The sequence below is a fragment of the Marivirga lumbricoides genome (genome assembly GCF_014636295.1).
Taxonomy (GTDB): domain Bacteria; phylum Bacteroidota; class Bacteroidia; order Cytophagales; family Cyclobacteriaceae; genus Marivirga; species Marivirga lumbricoides.
Map to the genome: position 1 here is coordinate 48,936 of NZ_BMEC01000012.1, position 20,455 is coordinate 69,390.

Consider the following 20,455-nt stretch of genomic DNA (forward strand, 5'->3'; position numbering starts at 1 on the left):
TAGTAAGCATCATACCTCTTCAGGAATTTGTGTAAATTCATACCAGCTAATAATCCTATAAAATGTATAAGCCAATAAGCTACTTAATCATTACCCTATGCCTATCTTTTACCTCAATGGCTCAAACTAATAAAAAAGAAAAAGTTATTGTTCAATCTATAGATGAGCATAACAGCTATTATACCGAACTACTGAAGAAAATAGTAAATATTAATAGCGGCACCATGAATTTTGAAGGTGTTAAACAAGTAGGGAGTATTCTGGCGAAAGAGTTTGAAGCTTTAGGAATGGAAACAGAGTGGTCTCCTGGCGATTCTTTTAACAGAGCAGGGCATTTAATAGCAAAAACAAAAGGAAAAAAGGGACCTAAATTATTACTAATTGGGCATTTAGATACAGTTTTTGAGCCTGACAGCCCATTTCAGGAATATACAATGCTGAACGATTCCATCATGCAAGGCCCGGGAGTAGCTGATATGAAAGGTGGGGACGTTATCATTATTATGGCTTTGAAAGCTTTAAAGGAAGCAGGCGCTTTAGCAGATATGCAAATTGAAGTGGTGATGACAGGTGATGAGGAAAAAAGTGGAAGCCCAATTGAAAAATCAAAAGAAGCATTAATCAAAGCTGCGAAGTGGGCAGATATAGCTTTAGCATTTGAAAATGCAGATGGAGACCCTAAAACCATTGTAACTTCCAGAAGAGGCTCATCAGGCTGGCTTTTGAAAGTTAAAGGTAATGCAGCACATTCATCTCAAATATTTACAGATAAAGTTGGTGTGGGAGCCATTTATGAGGCTTCAAGAATTCTAAATGAATTTTATGTGCAATTATCAAAAGAAGAAAACCTCACTTTTAACCCGGGAGTGATCTTAGGAGGTACTCAAACTGAATTTGACGCAGGTAAAAGTGGGGGAACTGCTACCGGAAAAAGCAATGTGGTAGCTCAGGAAGTGACAGTAAGTGGGGATATAAGAGCCGTTTCAACCGAGCAACTGGAAAAAGCTAAAAAAATAATGAATCAAATTATCAGTAACAATTACCCTGAAACATCCGCAACATTAATCTTTAAAGAGGGTGGTTATCCTCCTCTCACCAACACTGAAGGAAATCAAAAACTATTACGGTATTATAGCAACACCAGTGAAGACTTAGGTTTCGGATCCGTTTCTGCTGTACACCCAAGAAATGCAGGGGCTGCAGATGTATCATTTACCTCCGGCTGGGTTACTATGGCAATTGACGGTATGGGAATGTGCGGAGCAGATGATCACACAATCAATGAAACAGGAGATTTAAGCATGCTTCCGGTACAGGCAAAAAGAGCTGCTGTTTTAATGTTAAGGCTAATGGAAAATAAAGACTTCAAGTAGTATCTTTTTCTATGAATTGATACATTTGCAAGCCATATAAAGAAGTACTTAACATCTTTTCTTTCTTTATTTCACGTACTTCAGAAAGTAAATTTTGCAGAATGGATCAAATTAATAGAATAGAAAACGAATTACAACCGCTTAGGGAGCAGTTAAAAAATCATAAGCTCTATCAAAAGCTCAGTTCAATTGAAGATATTCAACTCTTCATGGAAAGCCATGTATTTGCAGTGTGGGATTTTATGTCTCTTTTAAAAATGCTTCAGGTAGAACTTACTAATACCTCCACACCCTGGACACCTCCCCAAAACCCTACCTTAGCTCGCTTTATTAATGAAATTGTTCATGGGGAGGAAAGTGATCTTAATGAGTTGGGAGAAGCCAAAAGTCATTTTGAGATGTACCTGGAGGCTATGGAGCAAATAGGAGCCGACACAAAACTTATCAGTTCATTTATACAAAAGATAGAAGCTGGGATTCCAGTGAAGGAGGCACTTCTGAAAATTTCTGCAAATGAAGGAGTTTCCCAATTCGTGAATTTTACATTTGAGATAATTGCAACAGGTAAAACTCATTTAATAGCATCCGCTTTTACTTTTGGCAGAGAAGACGTAATACCGGATATGTTCATAGAAATTTTAAAAAGTGCTGACGCTGAAAACAATAAATACAACAAATTAAGTTACTATTTGCAGCGCCACATTGAACTGGATGGCGATGAACACGGGCCTCTCTCCTTACAAATGATCGAATTGCTTTGTGAAGATAACCTTTCCAAATGGAACAAGACGCTGGATGTAGCTAAGAAAGCACTGAAATTCAGGATTTCATTATGGGATTCAATAGCTGAAATGATAGATAGTGACAGAGCTTAACCGTTCAAGAGTTAATTTAAAAGACAATAACACCTGGGAGTTAATAATGGTTAATTCAGCTAAGTTGCTTTCTTAAAAGGCTGCTAATCTCTAATTTGCATTAAAAACTAACAGCATATTTCATGAAAAGCTTAATTTTAACCATTATGACAGCTCTCAGCTTAAACTTTATAGCCGGTGCACAGGAGTTATCATCTCCTGACAAGAACTTTAAACTCACGTTTACTTTAAAAAACGGAGCACCCATCTATCAATTAACCTATAAAAACAAGCCTGTAGTAAAGGAAAGCGCATTAGGACTTGAAATAAAAGATAATAAGCCGCTGACAGAAGGGTTTACCTTAGGAGAAGCAAATACCAATACCGTAGATGAAACATGGGAACCGGTTTGGGGCGAATCAAGTGAAATAAGAAATCATTACAATGAATTGGCGGTAAATCTTATTCAAACAGAAACCGATAGACTAATGGTCATTAGATTCAGGTTATTTAATGATGGTTTAGGCTTCAGGTACGAATTCCCTAAACAGTCAAATTTGAACCATTTTGTGGTTACTGATGAGAAAACCCAATTTGCTATGGCAGGGGATCACAAAACCTGGTGGATTCCGGGCGATTACGACACCCAGGAATACGATTACACAGAATCTAAACTTTCGGAAATAAGTGGCCTTATGGAGCAGGCAATAACACCGAATGCTTCTCAAACCCCCATTTCTAAAACTGCTGTACAAACTGCATTAATGATGAAATCTTCAGATGGAATTTATATTAATCTGCATGAAGCAGCTTTAAAGGACTATTCCTGCATGCATCTGGAGTTAGATGAAAATTCTATGACTTTTGAATCCATATTGACACCCGATGCCATTGGAAATATGGCATATATGCAAACACCTACTCAAACGCCCTGGAGAACTGTAATAGCAAGTGACAAAGCGGGAGACATTCTACTCTCGAACATTACACTAAACCTGAATGAGCCAGTAGCTTATGAAGATGTCTCGTGGATTAAGCCTGTAAAATATATTGGTGTCTGGTGGGAAATGATTACCGGAAAAAGCTCATGGGCTTACAATGAAAATATGGGAAGCGTAAAGCTGGGAGAAACAGACTATTCTGCAGTAGAAGCTTCTGACAGACATGCCGCTAATACTAAAAAAGTAAAGAGGTACATTGACTTTGCTTCCGAGCATGGTTTCGACCAGGTACTTGTTGAAGGTTGGAATGAAGGCTGGGAAGATTGGTTTGGTCTCTCAAAAGATTATGTTTTCGATTTTGTAACGCCTTACCCTGATTTTGATGTGGTAGAACTGAGAGAATATGCTAAATCCAAAGACGTACGCTTAATGATGCACCATGAGACTTCAGGAGCCATCAGAAACTATGAGCGGCATATGGATACTGCCTATCAATTTATGGTAGCCAATAATTATAACTCAGTAAAAAGTGGCTATGTAGGAAATATTATTCCAAGAGGAGAGCATCATTATGGGCAGTGGGCTGTCAATCATTATCAATATGCAGTAGAAAAAGCTGCTAATTACCAGGTAATGGTGAATGCTCATGAAGCGGTGAGGCCTACCGGATTAAGAAGAACCTATCCTAACTTAATTGGTAATGAGTCGGCAAGGGGAACAGAATATGAAGCATTTGGAGGAAATAAAGTATTTCATACAACCATACTTCCTTTCACACGCCTTATTGGAGGCCCTATGGATTATACTCCAGGCATTTTCGTTACCGATATCAGTAAGCTAAACCCCGGAAACAACTCCTATGTTAGAACCACTATAGCAAGGCAACTTGCTCTGTATGTCACAATGTACAGCCCACTGCAAATGGCGGCTGATTTGCCTGAACATTACGAAATGTTTTTGGATGCTTTTCAGTTTATTAAGGATGTAGCCATTGATTGGGATAAATCTTTAGTGCTTGAAGCTGAGCCAGGTGATTTTATTACCTATGCCCGAAAAGAAAAAAACGGTGAAAGATGGTTTGTGGGAAGAACTAATGATGAAGAAAAAAGAACTTCTCAAATCAGCTTTGACTTTCTTCCTAAAGGGGAAACTTATATAGCAATCATTTACAGTGATGCTCCGGATGCGCACTATAAGGATAACCCGCAAGCTTATGAAATTAAAAAATATGTAGTTACTTCAAAATCTAAGCTGGAACAATTTTGTGCTCCCGGAGGAGGTTATGCCATTAGCTTAGTGCCTATAAAAGATAACAGCGAAACAAAAGGCCTAAATAAACTCTAAGGGTTTACTCCTTCCAATAGTAGAATACACCTGTTTGTTTAGGCAGGTGTATTTTAGATACTCCTGATAAGTACTTCAGTTCTCGAAAACCAACTAAACTTTGCTCGAAAAGGTGGGCAGCGCGTTGAATTGTAGCGTGAAAGCCAGCCAACTGGAGGGGACTACAGGGGTGTTTTACGAGAAGAATAGCTTTCCATTGAAGAAAATCAAGTCTTGTTATATAGTAGACAAAAGATTGAAATTTGGTTTAAAAAACCTTGGAACTTGAGTTAACCTGACTACTGAATAAAATTCCTGTTTGATGCGGTTTAATGCTGGAATTTGAATTTGATATCACATTCCAAATTACGCCCCAACTTAATTTTACGGACTTAATATACTTTCCATACAACTTTCTCTTCTTTACTTCGCTAATAAAATCAGTAATCAATTACATAAGCAAATGAAGATAGGAGATACACAAATTGAAGCAATTAAAGGAGATATTGTTACGCAAAGTGATATAGAAGCTATTGTTAACGCGGCAAATGCACAACTGCAAACAGGGAGCGGGGTTGCAGGAGCTATTCATAAAGCAGCTGGCCCTGATTTGGATAAAGAAACCAGTCCATTAGCTCCCATAAAACCCGGGGACGCTGTAATTACCCGAGCATACAATTTACCTAATGACTTTGTTATTCACGTGCTGGGTCCTATTTATGGAGCTGATAAACCAGAGGAAGATTTACTCTCCAACTGTTACAAGAATGCCATTCAACTGGCAGAAGAAAGAAAAATAAAATCTATTGCTTTTCCCGCTATATCAACAGGAGCCTTTGGTTACCCATTGGAAGAGGCTACTAACGTTACATTAAGCACTGTAAAAGTGATTTTGCCCACTTTGAAACATGTAAAGCTGGTAAGGTTTGTGTTATTTAGCGAGAAGGATTTAGCTTTATATCAGCAAAAAATTGAGGCGCTGAAGGATACTTTATAACGTTGAACTCCTGAGAAGCTATTAGCTACCTGTAAATACCCTTTCTCAGAAAGTTATTGATATCCAGAATGGCATCAATAATATTATCAGCCATTTTTTGGCGATAACCACAAACTTTTATTTTCAAAAGTTTCCCGCTATTTCCGTTAAAGGCTATTTTACTAATAGTTCTGTTATTCTTGATCTCGAAAATCAAAATCTCATATATTGAAATATTAATTCCATCATGATAGCCTACTCCCATCTTCCAGCTAATGTCTCTCCTCTCTTTAATCAGGTGATTAAGTAAATCCACTATTGTATTTTTATTAGGTACCATCAGGAATTACATTATTACATTAAATGTTTAAAATTAATTTAATCAATAATTCCCTCAAATCCAACAAGTAGCTTATTTCTCCCGGGATCCATTGAAAGATTATAATCTTTAATATCAGCTAGTCTTACTGATGCAATTGGCAAAATATAAATCAAAAAATCAGTTATAGCGTTAAGTATAAATTGAATAATATCACTACTAAATAAACAGCTCTTTATGATAGACTCTGAACAACTTGAAGCCAACCCTAAATTATACCTCTTCTTACCTCTGTATTATACGCTGTGGGCTGATTTCATACTAACTTCCACTGAAATTAAAACCATGGAAGAACTTATAGGTGAATTAGAGTGGTTAAAAGAAGAAGAAAAGCAGTACCTGAAATCTTATCTGGACCCGAATAAAAAAATAAATCCAAAAGAGCTAAAGAAATGGGAAAGTATCATTTCAGAAGCCCAAAAAGAAGGGCAACATAAAAACCTCACTTCCTTAGGTAAAGAACTGGTGAAAATTCATGGAAATGGCCAATCTGAAGATTTATCTGAAGACACAATCAACAAATTAAGAGAAACCGAAGCGAAATTAGGCCTGGTGCATAATGAGGTCAACTACATTTTCCAGCAGGGGCATAGAACTATTACCGGTGAGCAAAAAGCAGAACCACTTTTCGATCCGAAAAAACTAACTGCTTTGTTGGATGGTTCTCAGGCAGATCTGATCAAAAAGGTAAAGGATATTATTGGAGATGAAAGTTTTAAATATCCTGACACCGGAGACGTTGCCAGGCAACGTGAACAGGTGCTTCAACTTTGTAAAATATTGGCAAAAGAAGGATTGGGAAGCTGGGCATTTCCTAAAGAATATGGCGGTAAAGATGATATGCGAGGCTATTTTACCATTATGGAAACCCTCAGCTATCATGACCTAAGCATGGTGATTAAATTTGGTGTACAGTTTGGTCTTTGGGGAATGAGTGTTTTCTTTCTTGGTACAGAAAAACATCATCAGAAGTACCTTAAAGCCATAGGAACCCTTCAAATTCCCGGCTGTTTCGCTATGACGGAAACTAACCATGGTAGTAATGTGAAAGGGTTGGAAACCACGGCTACTTATAATCATCAGAAGCAAACTATCACGATAAACACCCCACATATACTAGCCTGCAAAGAGTATATTGGCAATGCGGCTGTACACGGACAAATGGCCACTGTATTTGCGAAATTAATTATTGACGGAACCGACTATGGTGTAAATACTTTCGTGGTACCTATCAGAAACGAGAAAGGTGAAACACTGGAAGGAGTGACCATTGAAGATAATGGCAAAAAGATGGGCTTGAATGGAGTGGATAATGGCAAAATATGGTTCAACCAGGTAGTGATTCCTAAAGAGAACATGCTGGACAAGTATGCCTCTATCAATGAAAAAGGAGAATTTGAAAGTCCTATTACAAGTGATAACAAAAGATTTTTCACCATGCTGGGCACACTTGTAGGGGGTAGAATTGGAATTCCCCGCTCAGCACTTTCAGCCGCAAAATCCGGCCTCACGATTGCCATAAGACATAGTGATAAACGAAGACAATTTGGCCCAAAGGGTGGAGAAGAAGTGCCTATTCTAAATTACAGAATGCATCAAAGAAGGTTATTACCACCATTGGCAACAGCTTACGGGCTTCACTTTGCATTGCAATATTTAACGGAAAGATTCTTAAACAGAAGTAAAGAGGATGCTCAGGAAATTGAAGCCCTGGCTGCAGGGCTGAAAGCTTATACTACTTGGTTTACAACGGCTACTTTGCAGGAATGCAGGGAAGCGGTGGGTGGAAAAGGCTATTTAGCTGAGAACAGAATACCTGACTTGAAAAATGACACAGAAATATATACCACGTTTGAAGGTGATAACACTGTGCTTATGCAATTAGTCGCTAAAAACAGATTGTCAGAATTCAGGCAGGAGTTTAATGAGATGGACTTTTTCACTGTTGTTAATTATCTGGCTGATAGAGCTAAAACTTCTCTGACTGAAAAAAACCCTATTATCGTTCGTAAGACTGATGATGAGCACCTGCTGGATTTTGAATTTCATAAAAGCGCTTTTGAATACAGAGAAGAAGCTATTTTAAGTTCTGCAGCTCAACGCTTAAAAAAATTAATTGAAGGCGGAATGGATACCTTTGATGCCACCAACGTAAGCGGCCATCATTTGGTAAATGTAGGAAAGGCATATATTGAAAGAATCGTGTTGGAGCAGTTTCAGCAACAGGTAGAGACAACTGACGATGAACCTGTGAAGAATATTCTCAGAAAATTAGCACAACTTTTCGCTCTTTTTACAATTGAAAGGAACAGAGGTTGGTACCTGGAGCAGGGCTATATGGAGGGTGTTAAAACAAAATCAATCAGGAAAATGGTTAATCAGCTTAGTTGGGAGTTAAGACAAGATGCTGTGGCCCTTACCGATGCTTTTGATATTCCTGAAAACTGCCTGGCAGCGGAAATTGCTAAAAGAGTATCTTAATGAGAAAAACTCTTTTTACCCTGCATAATCGCCTGTTTTTTGTCGACAGGCTTTTGCTTCCTTTTTAGTAATTATTCCCCAAAACGGATTTCTAAAGAAGAGAAGTGTTTTTACGCCAAGGTTATGAAAGAAGCGTTGACCTCCTGAAGAAAAACCCGGAGCGTTTTTAGGCATTACTACATACTCAAAACCAAATCTATCAGTAACAGCATCCATGCATGGATTCCCATAAAGAATATCCTTTGTGTCTTTTGTATAGATTGTTAGCAAGCGCCTCTCCTTTTCCTTTTTATCAGGTAAAAGTTCCGGATTTCGTTTTACTTTTTCAGTAGATTTTTTTGAATAGTCAATTTGCGAAAAAGCAGGAAAAGATAGAAAAAACACCAGAATTCCAGTAAGAAGTGCTCTATTTACACAGGTTTGCTTTTCTCCCATACAGCTATTAATGCTTAAAAAATGATTTCGGAAATTTAATTCATTTTAAAGTGTTAAACCAAAGAACAGCTTATTTATAGCTGTAAATTGAAGAAACTACAAAACCACAAAGGTATATTTACTTATACTTTAATTATTCGGGCTCTGTTCCGTCAGTCTTTGGTTCTCTTTGAAATCGTAAAGCGTTAATTGTCTTAAGTTATAGTAAGCCTGCCAGAAATTCCCCAATGAATTGATATAATCTCTTTTTGCCTGATCCTTTTCTGTTAACGCAATAGATAAGTCAGTGATACTAATTTTACCGATCAGGTATCTGTTTTTGGCAATATTATACCTTCTTTGAGAAATATCATCCGCTTTCTGGGTTATTTTAACCTGGTCTCTCAACATCTCTAAGGTTTTTACTTGTGTATAAACCTCCTGCTGAAAATCCACTCTCTCTTGTTCAATAGTATACTCCACCAGCTGAAAATTAGCTTCTGCTGTTCTCACTCTTGATTTTTGCCTTCCCCAGTCTACAATAGGAATGCTAAAACCTAATTGAATACGTTGCTGCTCCTGCGCATTTTGATAAATAGCAGGAAGGTCCTGCGCATTATTGGTTAAACCAAAACTGCCGAAGAAATCCATATTTAAACCGGTTTCCCCTCTCGCACGGTCAACTTCTTTTTCCGCCTCCAAAACCCTTCTTCTAAATCCAATTGCATCAGTTCTGTTGTTCAATGCTTCTTCAAGCGCTAAATCGGGATCAATTGAAAACTCTGGTATATCATTAGGAATCACCAGAGAAAGATCATCAGTAGTCTTAAGACCTAAATAAGATTTTAAATATAACTGCCTTGTTTCCAAATCAAGTTTCGATTGTGCAACTGCCTGTCTGGAATTCATAAGACTTAATTCAAGCTGCAGCAACTCATTTTCAGGAATTTTTCCCAACTCATATCTTCCCTGGGCAATCTTATAGATGGTATCATTGTTCCCCAGGTTTTTCTGCGCAATCTGAATTCCTACCTGAGCGCTAAGTAAATCGAAATAGAGTCTGGCAACATCTTTAGAAATTTGCTCAAACTCCTCAATGTATTCTCTTTTAGACTCTTCATACCGTAAAGGCTCTATCTTTTTGTCCCACTTCAATTCATTAAAACTAAAAATAGGTTGCCTGAAACCTACGGAGAGGGGGTCACCACCGTAGTTCACAAAGTTTTCATTGAAATCATCAAAACGGTTTAAAGATGAACTTACAAATACAGTTCCTCCGGTAAGGCCTATTTGTTGCTCCAAATTGAGTGACACATTGGAATTACTGTTAAATACTGACCTGAATTCTGTTGAACCATCTTCCTGCGTTACAGGCACTACAGAATTGTTGAAATTGGGCACGGTTCCACTTAGTGAAAGCTGCGGAACAAAGTTCGATTTAAATACACGATACTGCCAATATCTGTTTTCTTTTCGTGTTTCTGCCTGCTTGTATGCTGGCGAGTTCTCTTTAGCTATTTCAATTACTTCTTCCAGCGTATAGCTCCGTTGAGCTACCAGTTCTGTGCTTACCTGAAAGAAGAGAATGGTAATTAATAATACTGTAATTTTATTCATGTCTTAAAGATGTTATTGGGTCCTGATTAGCTGCTTTACGGGCGGGAGCAATACCGAATATCAAGCCCACACTTGCTGCCACTCCAAAGGATATAAAGATGGATATTCCACTGACAATAGTTGGTATCTCTGCAAAAGAAGAGACTAAATAAGCGAATACAATGCCGAGAATTACTCCTATAATACCTCCGCTGATACTAATCATCACGGCCTCAAACAAGAACTGGAGTACCACATCCGATCTTTGTGCACCCAGTGAAATTCTCAAACCTATTTCCTTTATCCGCTCCATCACAGAAGCCAACATAATATTCATTATACCAATGCCTCCTACCAAAAGCGAAATTCCTGCAATTGCTCCAAGTACTATATTGAATATATTCTTAGTCTTTTGCTGTTGCTTCAGAAGCAATTCAGGAACTGTTACCTCAAAATCCACCACATCGTAGTGCCTTCTTTTCAGCATCCGGGAAATTATCTCCGCTGTTGCCGATAAGCGCTCTGAGTTTTCAACCTGTACCGTCAGTTTATCTAACTGATGATAATTAGAAGGAGCCTTAGAGCTGGTATTGCCTTCTTCTTCACCACTATTTGTGTTAGCCTTTTTCAACTGAGCCTGGGTGAGGGCAGCCCTGTTTTTGTAATTGACAAGCACTGTTTGCACAGGCGTATAAATATCCATATTAAAATCCCTCAAGCCCAAATTCTCCAGGCTTTGTTCGGTATAAATACGCTCTTTTAACACGCCTATCACTTTTAGCCAGTGCGGACCTACCTTAATCATTTTACCTACAGGGTTGGTGTCTGCAAAAAACCTTGAACTCACCGATTTTCCAATTACACAAACCCGGGTACCTTTAATCATCTGATCTTCATTAAAATGCTTCCCTTCACTTAATTCGAAAGCAGAAAGATTGAAATAAGCAGGATCTACTCCCACTAATTTAGCAGATCTGCGGATTCCATTTCTGATCACATAAGTTTCTATAACTATTTCCGGGCTCACCCTATCAATACCGGGAATAATCTGAGCAATACTTCTGGCATCTGCCAAGGTAAGGCCCGGGCTAAATTTCTTCTGTTCTTCTTTGATGTTACTTTGGGAAGCCAATTCTTCCTCCTTTTGCTCTACAACAGGCTCAATAACAATATTATTGACACCTACCAGCTTAATTTGATTCAGTATTTCCTGCTGTGCTCCATTCCCGATTGCCAGCATGGAAATTACAGCTGCCACTCCAAAAATAATTCCCAGTGCCGTAAGGAAAGAGCGCATTCCGTTATTTACTACAGCCTCAAAAGCTACGTTTAAATTTGCGAGGATTCTCTCTTTCATGTATATGATTGGTCTTTATGGGTCAAATGGAATAGCTCAGTTTTCTGAACATTTAATAAATTATATTTCCTCATCTAATCTCAGTTAGTTCTTAAATACTGATTTACAGCTATTTCATTCTGCAGAATTTGTAATAAGCTCTACTTCTTTCTCCTCCAAACCCTGTGGTGCTATCAGGTAAACTTTTTCGCCTGCACCTAAACCTGACTCTACAATTACTTCATTGGCATTCGCTTTACCTAAAACCACTTGTTGTTTGATAGTTTCCAGACCTGATTTTGTATATACATAAGAAAGAGAATCACCCTGGTTGTATACTGATTCCAGTGGAATAAATATGCCTTTAGATACCACATCAATAATAATTTCATTGGCGGTAGTCATGGCTGGCCTTAAAGAAGAGTCGCTTTCTTTTATCTCAACTTTTACTTCAAAAACTTTGGCATCGGAGTTAGGCCTTTGCTCGCCCACATTAGCTACTGAAATTACCTCTCCTGTTAGTTTTTTATCAGGAAAAGCATCCAAACCAATATTTACTTTTTGTCCTGGCTTGATCTTCCTAATATCTACCTCATTTACATAAGTTACCGAGATCATAGTAGATAAATCAGGCAATGTGGCCACTGTAGGATCCCAGGCACCAATATTAGATCCCTCTCCTTTTTTACTACCGTCATAATCTCTCACATAGATTACCATACCTTCTTCAGGTGCCATAATATTGAATTTATCTTTAAGCTCTACCAAAAAGTCTCTTTCACTCCTGTCCTCTGCCAATGCAGCATTGGCTTCCTGCATTTGCGCCACTGCTTTTTGCTTTTTTAACAGGTAGTTTTCTTTGGCTTGCTGAAAAGCTCTTTTTGACTTCTCCAGATCAATCTCCGCTTGCTTAATAGTTGCAGGTGGCTCAAATTGTGATTGCTCCAGTATAAGCTCTCTTTCTTCCACTGCAAACTCAAGATTGATTAGTTCATCGCGTGACTGCCTTAAGGTGAGCGCAGTATCTAACTTAGTTTGTGTATACTTTGACAGACTTTGCTGGTATTCATTTTCCGTATTTCTAATCCTGTCGGATAGTTCAGAAGGATCAAGTGAGGCTACAAAGTCTCCCTTTTTAACAACTGTTCCTTCATCCACAATTCTGTCTACTTTAACATTCCATATCCTGGCAGCACGCAAGCCGGAAGGGCCTGTTATTTTGATGGAGTTTTTTGCTTCTAACTCTCCAGTGGTTGTAATGGCTATTACAAAGTCTCCTGACTTAGCCTCTGTCATTATTTCCACTGTCTCGTTGGTACTACTACCTCGGAAGGTATAAAAGGAAATAATTAAAACAATAAGGATGGCGGAACCAATAAGTATTCTTTTTTTCATGGGTATAATAATTACTTTTTGTCACAGTTTGTACCACTTCAGCGGTATGCCCAAAGGGATTTTCCAAAGGGAGGATTCGCAAAATCAAGTTTCATTCTCGGTGGATGTTATATAACCATGCTCAATGATTATAAAAAGATTTCTTTACCTAAAACTGAATCAATCGATAACCTAACGTTATACATGTAAATTTATTTATATTATTTAGAATAAAAGCACCACCTATCAATTTATGGAACCTACTAAAGAAATAGTTAGTTCAAATAAAACGCTCACACATTCTTCCTTTTCATGTCATCTTGGATAATAAAGCAATGATTCTATTTTAAAAAAAACAGAGGATTATTTGATTTTAAAACACTTTAGCACTCACTCATACTGTATTGAGATGACTTTTTACATCTTCTCAATTACTTTAATTCCTAATTGATGCATTTAATAAATCACATATGCAAGAGGCTTTTTAATGCTGATGCCTGTAACAGCTAAATAGTTTTATTTTAAGAGGAGTTAGTCAATATTAAAATTCTATTGAAGAATGCATGTTTAATGTAGCAGCTTCACAAATAATTAAACTTTACTACCTTTGCAGTCAAATTAGCCATTCATGAAGCAAATCATCAGTTTTGTACTAAGAAACATCCCAAGAAAATACATCCAATTGGTAAGTGGTGCCAGCTTAAAAATTATTGGCCTATTTTACAGAGGGAACAATGTTTATTGTCCTATTAATGGCAAAGGCTACCGGAAATTTTTACCCTACGGCAGGGTAAACCCCAGAGAAAATGCTTTGTGCCCGGATACGCTTTCTCTGGAAAGGCACCGCTTAATATGGTTGTACCTTAAGAATAAAACCAACTTTTTCACGTCAAAACTGAAAGTTCTTCATGTTGCCCCTGAGCAGTGCTTTATGAAACATTTTGAAGCGCTGCATAAAGAAAATTACATTACTGCAGACCTGGAGTCTCCGTTGGCTAAAGTAAAAATGGATGTTCATAATATTCCATTTGAGGAAAACACATTTGATGTTACTTTTTGTAATCACGTAATGGAGCATGTTGACGATGACATTAAGGCTATGTCAGAATTAAAAAGAGTTCTTAAACCGGGAGGTTGGGGCATTATTCAGGTGCCTTTTTTCCCTCCATTGCAGGATGAAACTTATGAAAACAATGCTATTACTGATCCTAAAGAAAGAGAAAAAGTTTTCGGACAGGATGACCATGTACGGCTTTATGGAAGGGATTATCCAGATCGCCTGAGAAAAGCTGGTTTTGAGGTAATTGAAGAAAATTACATCAATGAAATCCCCCATGATTGGATTCAGAAATATGCTTTACCTAAAGATGAAATTATTTATTTGGTGAAGAAGGCTTAGGCTCCTTAATGTAGGTAATTAACTCCTTTAAAAAACCCATTCCATATGCAACCAATTGTGTAAAAGAAGCGGCAATGCTTAGTATAGCCACTTTAAAACTTTTGGCTTTAAATACTGAATCCATAAACAGGATGAAACAATACAGAATAACTAAGATACTTCCTATCCTGAAAACAGGCGAATAAATAAAGAAACTTATCAACCACACAATAAGACCTAAACTAAAAACGGAGGGAAAAGCATGCACAGGCTTTAACTCTTCTTTATAAAATCTGTAAAGATTGATACGACCTCTTCCAAAAAAGAAAAGCTGCTTGTAGAATTGCTTAAGGTCTGTTCTTCTTTTATGGTAAACTACTGCGTTAGGGATAAGGCCTATTTTAAAGCCGGCTTTCTCAATACGAATGCTGAACTCAAGGTCTTCAGCCATTCTCGTAATTACATAACCTCTAGTTTTTTCATATACCATACGCGAAATCCCCATATTGAAACTTCTTGGGCGAAAAGTGCCCACATGGAGTTTACCTCCTCTTATGCCTCCCGTTGTAAAAAAAGAAGTCATAGAGTAACTAATTGCTTTTTGGGTAGAAGTAAAAGAGTCCAAAGCAGCATCAGGGCCACCATAAGCATCAAAAGGGTAATCTCTGAGAAACTCATCTACTACTTCAAAATAGTTAGAAGGGATAATGCAGTCGGAGTCAAATACAACAAAATATTCTCCCTTGGCTCTTTCATAACCATAATTTCTACTAAAACCCTGTCCTGTATTTTCTTTATAGAAATACTTAATGTAGATTTTGTCTGAAAAAGAAGCACAAATATCCTCACATTTTTTATCTGAGCCATCCTCTATAACCAGCACCTCAAACTTGTTATATGTTTGCCTTGTAAGGCTTTCGAGCAGCTCTCTTATTTCATCAGGTCTATTGTATACAGGAATAATTATGGAATAAAATTTCATGTGTTAGGTTTATTTATGGATGCCACATGGAATTTTCCTGACAGACGCCACTCCTCAATTGCTCTTGATCCATCATATGAATTTCATTTAAAACCTTTCTCATCTTCAATGATATATTCAACTTTTCGAGGTGAATTCATCGTGATCATTTCTCCTATAAAGCCAGCCAAAAAAAGTTGGATTCCTGCAAGTAGGGCCACCAAGGCCAGAAAAAATAATGGCTGATCTACTATTTCCCTTACAGGAAGATGCTGCTTTATTTCATAAAATTTACGCCCAATGATGTAGATGGTAACAAAAAAACCAAAAACAAAAGACAGAGTACCTAAGGTACCAAAGAAGTGCATCGGGCTTTTCTTAAATTTAGAAACGAAGGTAATAGAGAGCAGATCCAGAAAGCCAAATAGAAAGCGCTCCAACCCATATTTAGTTTCACCATATTTTCGGGCTCTGTGCACCACCTCTTTTTCTCCTATATTTTTAAAGCCATTCCATTTGGCTATTACAGGAATATAGCGATGCATCTCACCATATACTTCTATATTTTTGACTACTTTCTGACGATAAGCCTTTAAGCCACAATTAAAATCATGCAGTTTTATTCCCGAAATTTTTCGGGTAACAAAGTTGAAAAATTTGGAGGGGATCGTTTTGCTAATAGGGTCGAACCTCTTTTTTTTCCACCCTGAAACTATATCATAATTCTCCTCAACTACCTTATAATAAAGTGCAGGTATTTCATCAGGACTATCCTGCATATCAGCATCCATAGTAATTACCACATCACCCGTTGCCGCATTAAAACCTGTATGTAATGCAGCAGACTTACCATAATTACGAGAAAATTTCATGCCTTTAACTTCCTGGTGTTTAGCAGACAGGGCTGAGATCACTTCCCATGAATTATCCGTACTGCCATCATCAATCATAAGTATTTCATAAGTTAAAGAAGCATTTTCCTGCATTACGCGGTGAATCCAGGCATGAAGCTCATTTAAAGATTCATCTTCATTAAAAACCGGAATAACTATACTGATTGCGTATGACATATTCAATCCAGATTTTGTTTTTGCGGTTCACTTGTACGCATGAATAATGAGATGAGAGGAGTAATTAAAAAACCTATCAGAATATTATTAAAGGCCAAACTACCAATTATTCTCCCATTAGAGGACTCTCCGGATTTAAGGTAATCCTGATAACCTTCTTCGCCCATCTGATCCACCAACATATCTTTTCCTGCCTGTATTTTTTCTATGATCATTGCCCTGTATTCATCAAAATAAATATCATCCATAATACTGGCGTACAGCCATAGAAAAAGAGCATAGCATACAGTAAATACGAGTGTATAAATTAACCCAATAGAAAACCCCTGCCAAAATCGAAGTCCATCAGGGTTGACATCCCGGAAAGCTTTTATACTTAAAAATAAAAAGACGCTAAGCATGGGGCCGATAAATATGATGTTACTGGTGTAAATCACCGGGTTCTTTTCCAGAAGAATAATGAGAAAGAACATTAACACCACAAAAAATGAGGCGATAAGACTAAAACGGAGCGGTATCTTAACTATTAAGTTCATGATTTATTCTGTGTGATAGAAGGGTTAAAATAAGCTTCCGATTTATTAAATACAGCCAATGGCCTGGCCGAAAATGAGCTATTATAAAATGGACTATTATCACTTTTGGATTGATTAGTACTATTATCAAATATCCACTCGCTCTCCATACTAAATAAAGTAATTTCAGCCGGCTGGTTTACCTCAAAATCAAACTGTGGTAAATTAAGTATAGCCTTCGGATTATGTGATATACATCTGATAAATGTTTCCAGCTCTATTTTATCTCTTAAAAATTTAGCATAGAGAGAAAATAAAATCTGGCTACCCATGATGCCAAAAGAAGCTAAATCAAACTCCAATTGCTTATGATCCTGATCGTATGGCAAATGAGCAGATACTATTACATCAATAGTTCCGTCATTTACTCCTTCAATTAAAGCTTCAATATCTTTTTTAGTGCGCAAAGGAGGAGAAACCTTATAATTAGCATCAAAAGTTTCCAGCTTGCTGTCATCTAAAATCAGGTGGTGTATAGTAACATCGCATGTTACATTTAAACCTACCTTTTTGGCTTCCCTGATGAGCTGCACACTTTTAGCACTGCTTAAGCCGGAAAAGTGGAGTTTACCTTCAGCATATTTCAAAAGTTCCAGGTCACGCTGAATCATCAGTTCCTCCGCTAAATGTGGAATTCCCTTTAAGCCTAATCCTGTACTCACCACACCCTCGTTCATCTGACCAAACATTGCGAGGTTTTTGTCCTGAGGAAAATTAATTAAAAGACCATTAAACTTTTGCAGGTACTGAAGCGACTTCACTAAAATATCGCTATTCCATAATGGCTGTAAACCATCAGTAAATGCAATTGCACCAGCATGATGGGCATCCAGCATTTCATTCAGATTTTCACCATCACAATTAATAGTAACAGCAGAAGCAGGATAAATAGTGGTGGCTTTTCCGTTATTCTTGGCAAAAATGGAGGAAAAATCGCTCCTATACTGCAATACAGGCTTTGTATTAGGCATTAACAACGCTCCGCCAAAGCCTCCTGCCATCAGCACATTTGCTAAACTCTCAAGATCTTCCCTGAATTCCTCACCAGGCTCGCCACTGAAAGTCCGCATATCGAACCATGAGGCTGAAGCTAGTAATCCCGGTTGATCAATGGTAATCTCTACATTCCCTACTGTATCAGGATTGATCTCAGAAATTTTCCCGTTGTCGACCAGCAGATTTACCTTTTGCTGATGAAGTGATGAGCCGGGAGCTATTATTTTTACATCCTTTATATAGGTGCGCATATTATTTAAGCAGGCGAATAATTAAAACTTCAGCTAATAAACTCAACAAAGCTAATATTAAGAAGTATTTCCACAAAGGAAAACCTTCTTTGCTTTCTAAAAGATAACTTTCCAGTGTAGATATATCGTACTCGTCCAGCACTGTTATATTTTCGGAGGCTGAAAATAACTCCTGTAACTGCACAGCAGTATAGAAACTGTTTCGGCTCTCATCCTTAGGATAGTTAAAGGCCAGGTAAGAATATAGAGAGTCTGTTTTTGAATCTCTCAGTTCATAAAATCCTGCCATTATTTCTTCCTGAGGCAAAATAAGACTTATTTTATCTCCATTTATTCTCTGATCAGGTATAAGCTCCTGCTCTTCGTTTTCAATCTTTAAGATGGTGCCCGAAGGGATGCCCGCGTGCGTAAACTCAATAACATCTTCATCCAAAAAGTGGTAATTCAATCTGTTTTCAGACTTGCCGAAAAAGGCCATCTTATAAAAGATAGGAAGAAACAACCCGTGGCGTTCAAAATTTGTATAGTTGAGATTAAGGGGAGCAGAAAAAGTATAGATATTCTGATTTTGACCTGTTCTGCTTAAGAAAGGATACCCGTTAATGTAAGCGAGCAAATTCTGACCCGACTGCCAGTTAAGAAATAGAGCTGCTTCCGGCATATTCATATTTCTGTCAGTCTTCTGGAAAATATTATTGAAAAATGGATTTTGCGGATCAGGATTTTGAAGCTTAATCTCCTGATCTGAAGAAGGAACAAGCCGCACATTACCTAAACCAAAGCCACTTAATAGTTCGGTAGCCGTAAAATCAGCTTCCGGAATAATGATGAGTGTATTACCTCTTTCGGCATAAGCCTTTAGTGCATCTGCCTGGAAAGAATTGAAGGAACTCCCCACTTTAACAATTGCGACATCGTAATTATCAAGGCTTTGAAAAGAGTAGTTATTGACATTTTCACTACTGAATTCGAAAAGGTCGTTACCTTCAAATAGAGACCTAATGTTATTATTTTCTTTATCGCCTGATAATAAGATTACTTTAATTTTCCCAAAATTGATTTTGTTGAAGTAGAATTTGTTATCGAAGGTAGCCACAGCATCTTCTGAAGTAAAAGTAAAACGTTGCTTATCTTGTAAAGAAGAGGCAGACTGCAGTTGAAATGAGATAGTATCAAAGGTATTTTCCTCAACGGTTACCTGTCTGCTCCCCAACAAACTTTCCTCATTTTCAAGAGCTATATTAACGGATTCAGCACTTCCTGTTTTAGAAAACTGCAAAATAACGGACTCATTCAAGGTGTTATTTGTTACCCATACTGAATCCCAAAGTAAATTGGCAGGGCTTTCATTATAGGGAGGCATCATCACAAATTGACGGGAAGAGTCTGAGAAAACTGATTTATTATCATCAATCACCTGGGTTTGAAAATCGCTCAATAGTAAAACTTTCGAAGCATTTTCATTTTCTTTCAGCAACTGCTCCAGATTAATTGAAGTACTGCGAGGATGAATAGCTACATTGTTGTAAGGTTCTACATTTCCTCCTAATTCATTAATTATTTTAATGTTTTCAGGAAATTGTTCCTGCAATTGATTAATGAGGTTCATGTTTTCCTCCAGTACAGCATTAGGCCTGCCTTCCGCCAGAGATAAATTAGAAGCTGACTGATCGAGAATAATCAGGTTGACCTCTCCTGCAGCTTTTTGTGAGGGCCAAAAAGGCTTGGCAATGCACAGAACAAAAAATATAATGAATAGCAGCCGACTTAATAAAATTAATAAGTGCTTTAGCCTGCGCGTATTTCTTTGTTCCTGGTTAATTGCCTTCAGGAATGCTACGTTACTAAACTTTAGCTTTTTATATCTTCTGAACTGAAATAAATGAATCAGAATAGGTATTACCAGGAAAGATAGCAGCCAAAGGGCATTGGGATTAGTAATATTCATACAGGTTGCAAATTAGCCGAAAGCGCAGAAGGAATCAACAGATTGGGAGATTTAATTCATTTACAATGATAAACTACTTGGGATACTAGCTTATTGTGGGGATTGGGGAAGCAATTATACCTCTGTCCATTGCCAGCGCAGCGCGGCAATCTTAATAATCAAAAAGCATCGCCTAAAATCAACTGGTTATTGCGAGGCACGAAGCAATCTTTCTATTAGTAAGCAGCTA

General features: G+C 37.6%; 16 protein-coding genes. 6 read left to right on the forward strand and 10 right to left on the reverse strand.

Annotation, left to right across the window (positions count from 1 at the left end; genetic code table 11):
• The first annotated feature begins 62 nt into the window (after window positions 1-62).
• From IEV85_RS17700 to IEV85_RS17715, 4 genes are all read left to right on the forward strand, one after another.
• Window positions 63-1,373: a M20/M25/M40 family metallo-hydrolase gene (locus tag IEV85_RS17700; protein WP_188465925.1), complete on the forward strand. Its 1,311-nt coding sequence runs from the start codon at window positions 63-65 to the stop codon at window positions 1,371-1,373.
• A gap of 101 nt (window positions 1,374-1,474) precedes the next feature.
• Entirely contained in the window at window positions 1,475-2,248 is a 774-nt protein-coding gene (locus tag IEV85_RS17705; RefSeq protein ID WP_188465927.1) for a DUF3050 domain-containing protein, read from the forward strand.
• Between the two features lie 122 nt (window positions 2,249-2,370).
• Window positions 2,371-4,512, forward strand: a complete 2,142-nt coding sequence (locus IEV85_RS17710; RefSeq protein ID WP_188465930.1) for a glycoside hydrolase family 97 protein — start codon at window positions 2,371-2,373, stop codon at window positions 4,510-4,512.
• Between the two features lie 442 nt (window positions 4,513-4,954).
• Window positions 4,955-5,488, forward strand: a complete 534-nt coding sequence (locus IEV85_RS17715; RefSeq protein WP_188465932.1) for a macro domain-containing protein — start codon at window positions 4,955-4,957, stop codon at window positions 5,486-5,488.
• A gap of 25 nt (window positions 5,489-5,513) precedes the next feature.
• On the opposite strand, the gene IEV85_RS17720 is transcribed toward IEV85_RS17715, so the two are convergent.
• Complete coding sequence (locus IEV85_RS17720) at window positions 5,514-5,807, reverse strand: hypothetical protein (RefSeq protein WP_188465934.1); 294 nt, start codon at window positions 5,805-5,807, stop codon at window positions 5,514-5,516.
• 216 nt (window positions 5,808-6,023) lie between these two features.
• Between IEV85_RS17720 and IEV85_RS17725 the strand changes: the two genes are divergently transcribed.
• Complete coding sequence (locus tag IEV85_RS17725; protein ID WP_188465936.1) at window positions 6,024-8,327, forward strand: acyl-CoA dehydrogenase family protein; 2,304 nt, start codon at window positions 6,024-6,026, stop codon at window positions 8,325-8,327.
• Window positions 8,328-8,342: 15 nt separating this feature from the next.
• On the opposite strand, the gene IEV85_RS17730 is transcribed toward IEV85_RS17725, so the two are convergent.
• The 4 genes from IEV85_RS17730 to IEV85_RS17745 form a co-directional block, all read right to left on the reverse strand.
• Window positions 8,343-8,762 (reverse strand): hypothetical protein, encoded by a 420-nt coding sequence (locus IEV85_RS17730; protein WP_188465938.1) that lies wholly within the window; start codon window positions 8,760-8,762, stop codon window positions 8,343-8,345.
• 129 nt (window positions 8,763-8,891) lie between these two features.
• Entirely contained in the window at window positions 8,892-10,358 is a 1,467-nt protein-coding gene (locus tag IEV85_RS17735; protein ID WP_188465940.1) for a TolC family protein, read from the reverse strand.
• Window positions 10,351-11,694 (reverse strand): ABC transporter permease, encoded by a 1,344-nt coding sequence (locus IEV85_RS17740; protein ID WP_188465942.1) that lies wholly within the window; start codon window positions 11,692-11,694, stop codon window positions 10,351-10,353. Before IEV85_RS17740 ends, IEV85_RS17735 begins: the two co-directional genes overlap by 8 nt.
• A gap of 114 nt (window positions 11,695-11,808) precedes the next feature.
• Window positions 11,809-13,068: an efflux RND transporter periplasmic adaptor subunit gene (locus tag IEV85_RS17745; protein WP_188465944.1), complete on the reverse strand. Its 1,260-nt coding sequence runs from the start codon at window positions 13,066-13,068 to the stop codon at window positions 11,809-11,811.
• Window positions 13,069-13,675: 607 nt separating this feature from the next.
• Here IEV85_RS17745 and IEV85_RS17750 point away from each other — a divergent pair.
• The gene (locus IEV85_RS17750; protein ID WP_188465946.1) at window positions 13,676-14,446 is read left to right on the forward strand and encodes a class I SAM-dependent methyltransferase; all 771 of its coding nucleotides are present in this window, start codon (window positions 13,676-13,678) and stop codon (window positions 14,444-14,446) included.
• Here IEV85_RS17750 and IEV85_RS17755 read toward each other — a convergent pair.
• The 5 genes from IEV85_RS17755 to IEV85_RS17775 form a co-directional block, all read right to left on the reverse strand.
• The gene (locus tag IEV85_RS17755) at window positions 14,421-15,407 is read right to left on the reverse strand and encodes a glycosyltransferase family 2 protein (protein WP_188465948.1); all 987 of its coding nucleotides are present in this window, start codon (window positions 15,405-15,407) and stop codon (window positions 14,421-14,423) included. The two genes, IEV85_RS17750 and IEV85_RS17755, sit on opposite strands and share 26 nt — an antisense overlap.
• Window positions 15,408-15,490: 83 nt before the next feature.
• Window positions 15,491-16,456, reverse strand: coding sequence for a glycosyltransferase family 2 protein (locus tag IEV85_RS17760; protein ID WP_188465950.1), 966 nt, complete (start codon window positions 16,454-16,456; stop codon window positions 15,491-15,493).
• Window positions 16,457-16,458: 2 nt separating this feature from the next.
• Entirely contained in the window at window positions 16,459-16,992 is a 534-nt protein-coding gene (locus tag IEV85_RS17765; RefSeq protein ID WP_188465952.1) for a DUF4199 family protein, read from the reverse strand.
• Window positions 16,989-18,278: a dihydroorotase gene (locus tag IEV85_RS17770; RefSeq protein WP_188465954.1), complete on the reverse strand. Its 1,290-nt coding sequence runs from the start codon at window positions 18,276-18,278 to the stop codon at window positions 16,989-16,991. The genes IEV85_RS17765 and IEV85_RS17770 overlap by 4 nt, the downstream gene beginning before the upstream one ends.
• A gap of 1 nt (window position 18,279) precedes the next feature.
• On the reverse strand, window positions 18,280-20,226 hold the full coding sequence (locus IEV85_RS17775; protein WP_188465956.1) for a BatA domain-containing protein: 1,947 nt from the start codon (window positions 20,224-20,226) through the stop codon (window positions 18,280-18,282).
• Window positions 20,227-20,455: the final 229 nt, after the last annotated feature.

Bases quoted from the DNA above. Each gene is read 5' to 3' on its own strand.
- IEV85_RS17700 (WP_188465925.1), top strand. From the start codon at position 63: ATGTATAAGCCAATAAGCTACTTAATCATTACCCTATGCCTATCTTTT.
- IEV85_RS17705 (WP_188465927.1), top strand. From the start codon at position 1,475: ATGGATCAAATTAATAGAATAGAAAACGAATTACAACCGCTTAGGGAG.
- IEV85_RS17710 (WP_188465930.1), top strand. From the start codon at position 2,371: ATGAAAAGCTTAATTTTAACCATTATGACAGCTCTCAGCTTAAACTTT.
- IEV85_RS17715 (WP_188465932.1), top strand. From the start codon at position 4,955: ATGAAGATAGGAGATACACAAATTGAAGCAATTAAAGGAGATATTGTT.
- IEV85_RS17720 (WP_188465934.1), bottom strand. From the start codon at position 5,807: ATGGTACCTAATAAAAATACAATAGTGGATTTACTTAATCACCTGATT.
- IEV85_RS17725 (WP_188465936.1), top strand. From the start codon at position 6,024: ATGATAGACTCTGAACAACTTGAAGCCAACCCTAAATTATACCTCTTC.
- IEV85_RS17730 (WP_188465938.1), bottom strand. From the start codon at position 8,762: ATGGGAGAAAAGCAAACCTGTGTAAATAGAGCACTTCTTACTGGAATT.
- IEV85_RS17735 (WP_188465940.1), bottom strand. From the start codon at position 10,358: ATGAATAAAATTACAGTATTATTAATTACCATTCTCTTCTTTCAGGTA.
- IEV85_RS17740 (WP_188465942.1), bottom strand. From the start codon at position 11,694: ATGAAAGAGAGAATCCTCGCAAATTTAAACGTAGCTTTTGAGGCTGTA.
- IEV85_RS17745 (WP_188465944.1), bottom strand. From the start codon at position 13,068: ATGAAAAAAAGAATACTTATTGGTTCCGCCATCCTTATTGTTTTAATT.
- IEV85_RS17750 (WP_188465946.1), top strand. From the start codon at position 13,676: ATGAAGCAAATCATCAGTTTTGTACTAAGAAACATCCCAAGAAAATAC.
- IEV85_RS17755 (WP_188465948.1), bottom strand. From the start codon at position 15,407: ATGAAATTTTATTCCATAATTATTCCTGTATACAATAGACCTGATGAA.
- IEV85_RS17760 (WP_188465950.1), bottom strand. From the start codon at position 16,456: ATGTCATACGCAATCAGTATAGTTATTCCGGTTTTTAATGAAGATGAA.
- IEV85_RS17765 (WP_188465952.1), bottom strand. From the start codon at position 16,992: ATGAACTTAATAGTTAAGATACCGCTCCGTTTTAGTCTTATCGCCTCA.
- IEV85_RS17770 (WP_188465954.1), bottom strand. From the start codon at position 18,278: ATGCGCACCTATATAAAGGATGTAAAAATAATAGCTCCCGGCTCATCA.
- IEV85_RS17775 (WP_188465956.1), bottom strand. From the start codon at position 20,226: ATGAATATTACTAATCCCAATGCCCTTTGGCTGCTATCTTTCCTGGTA.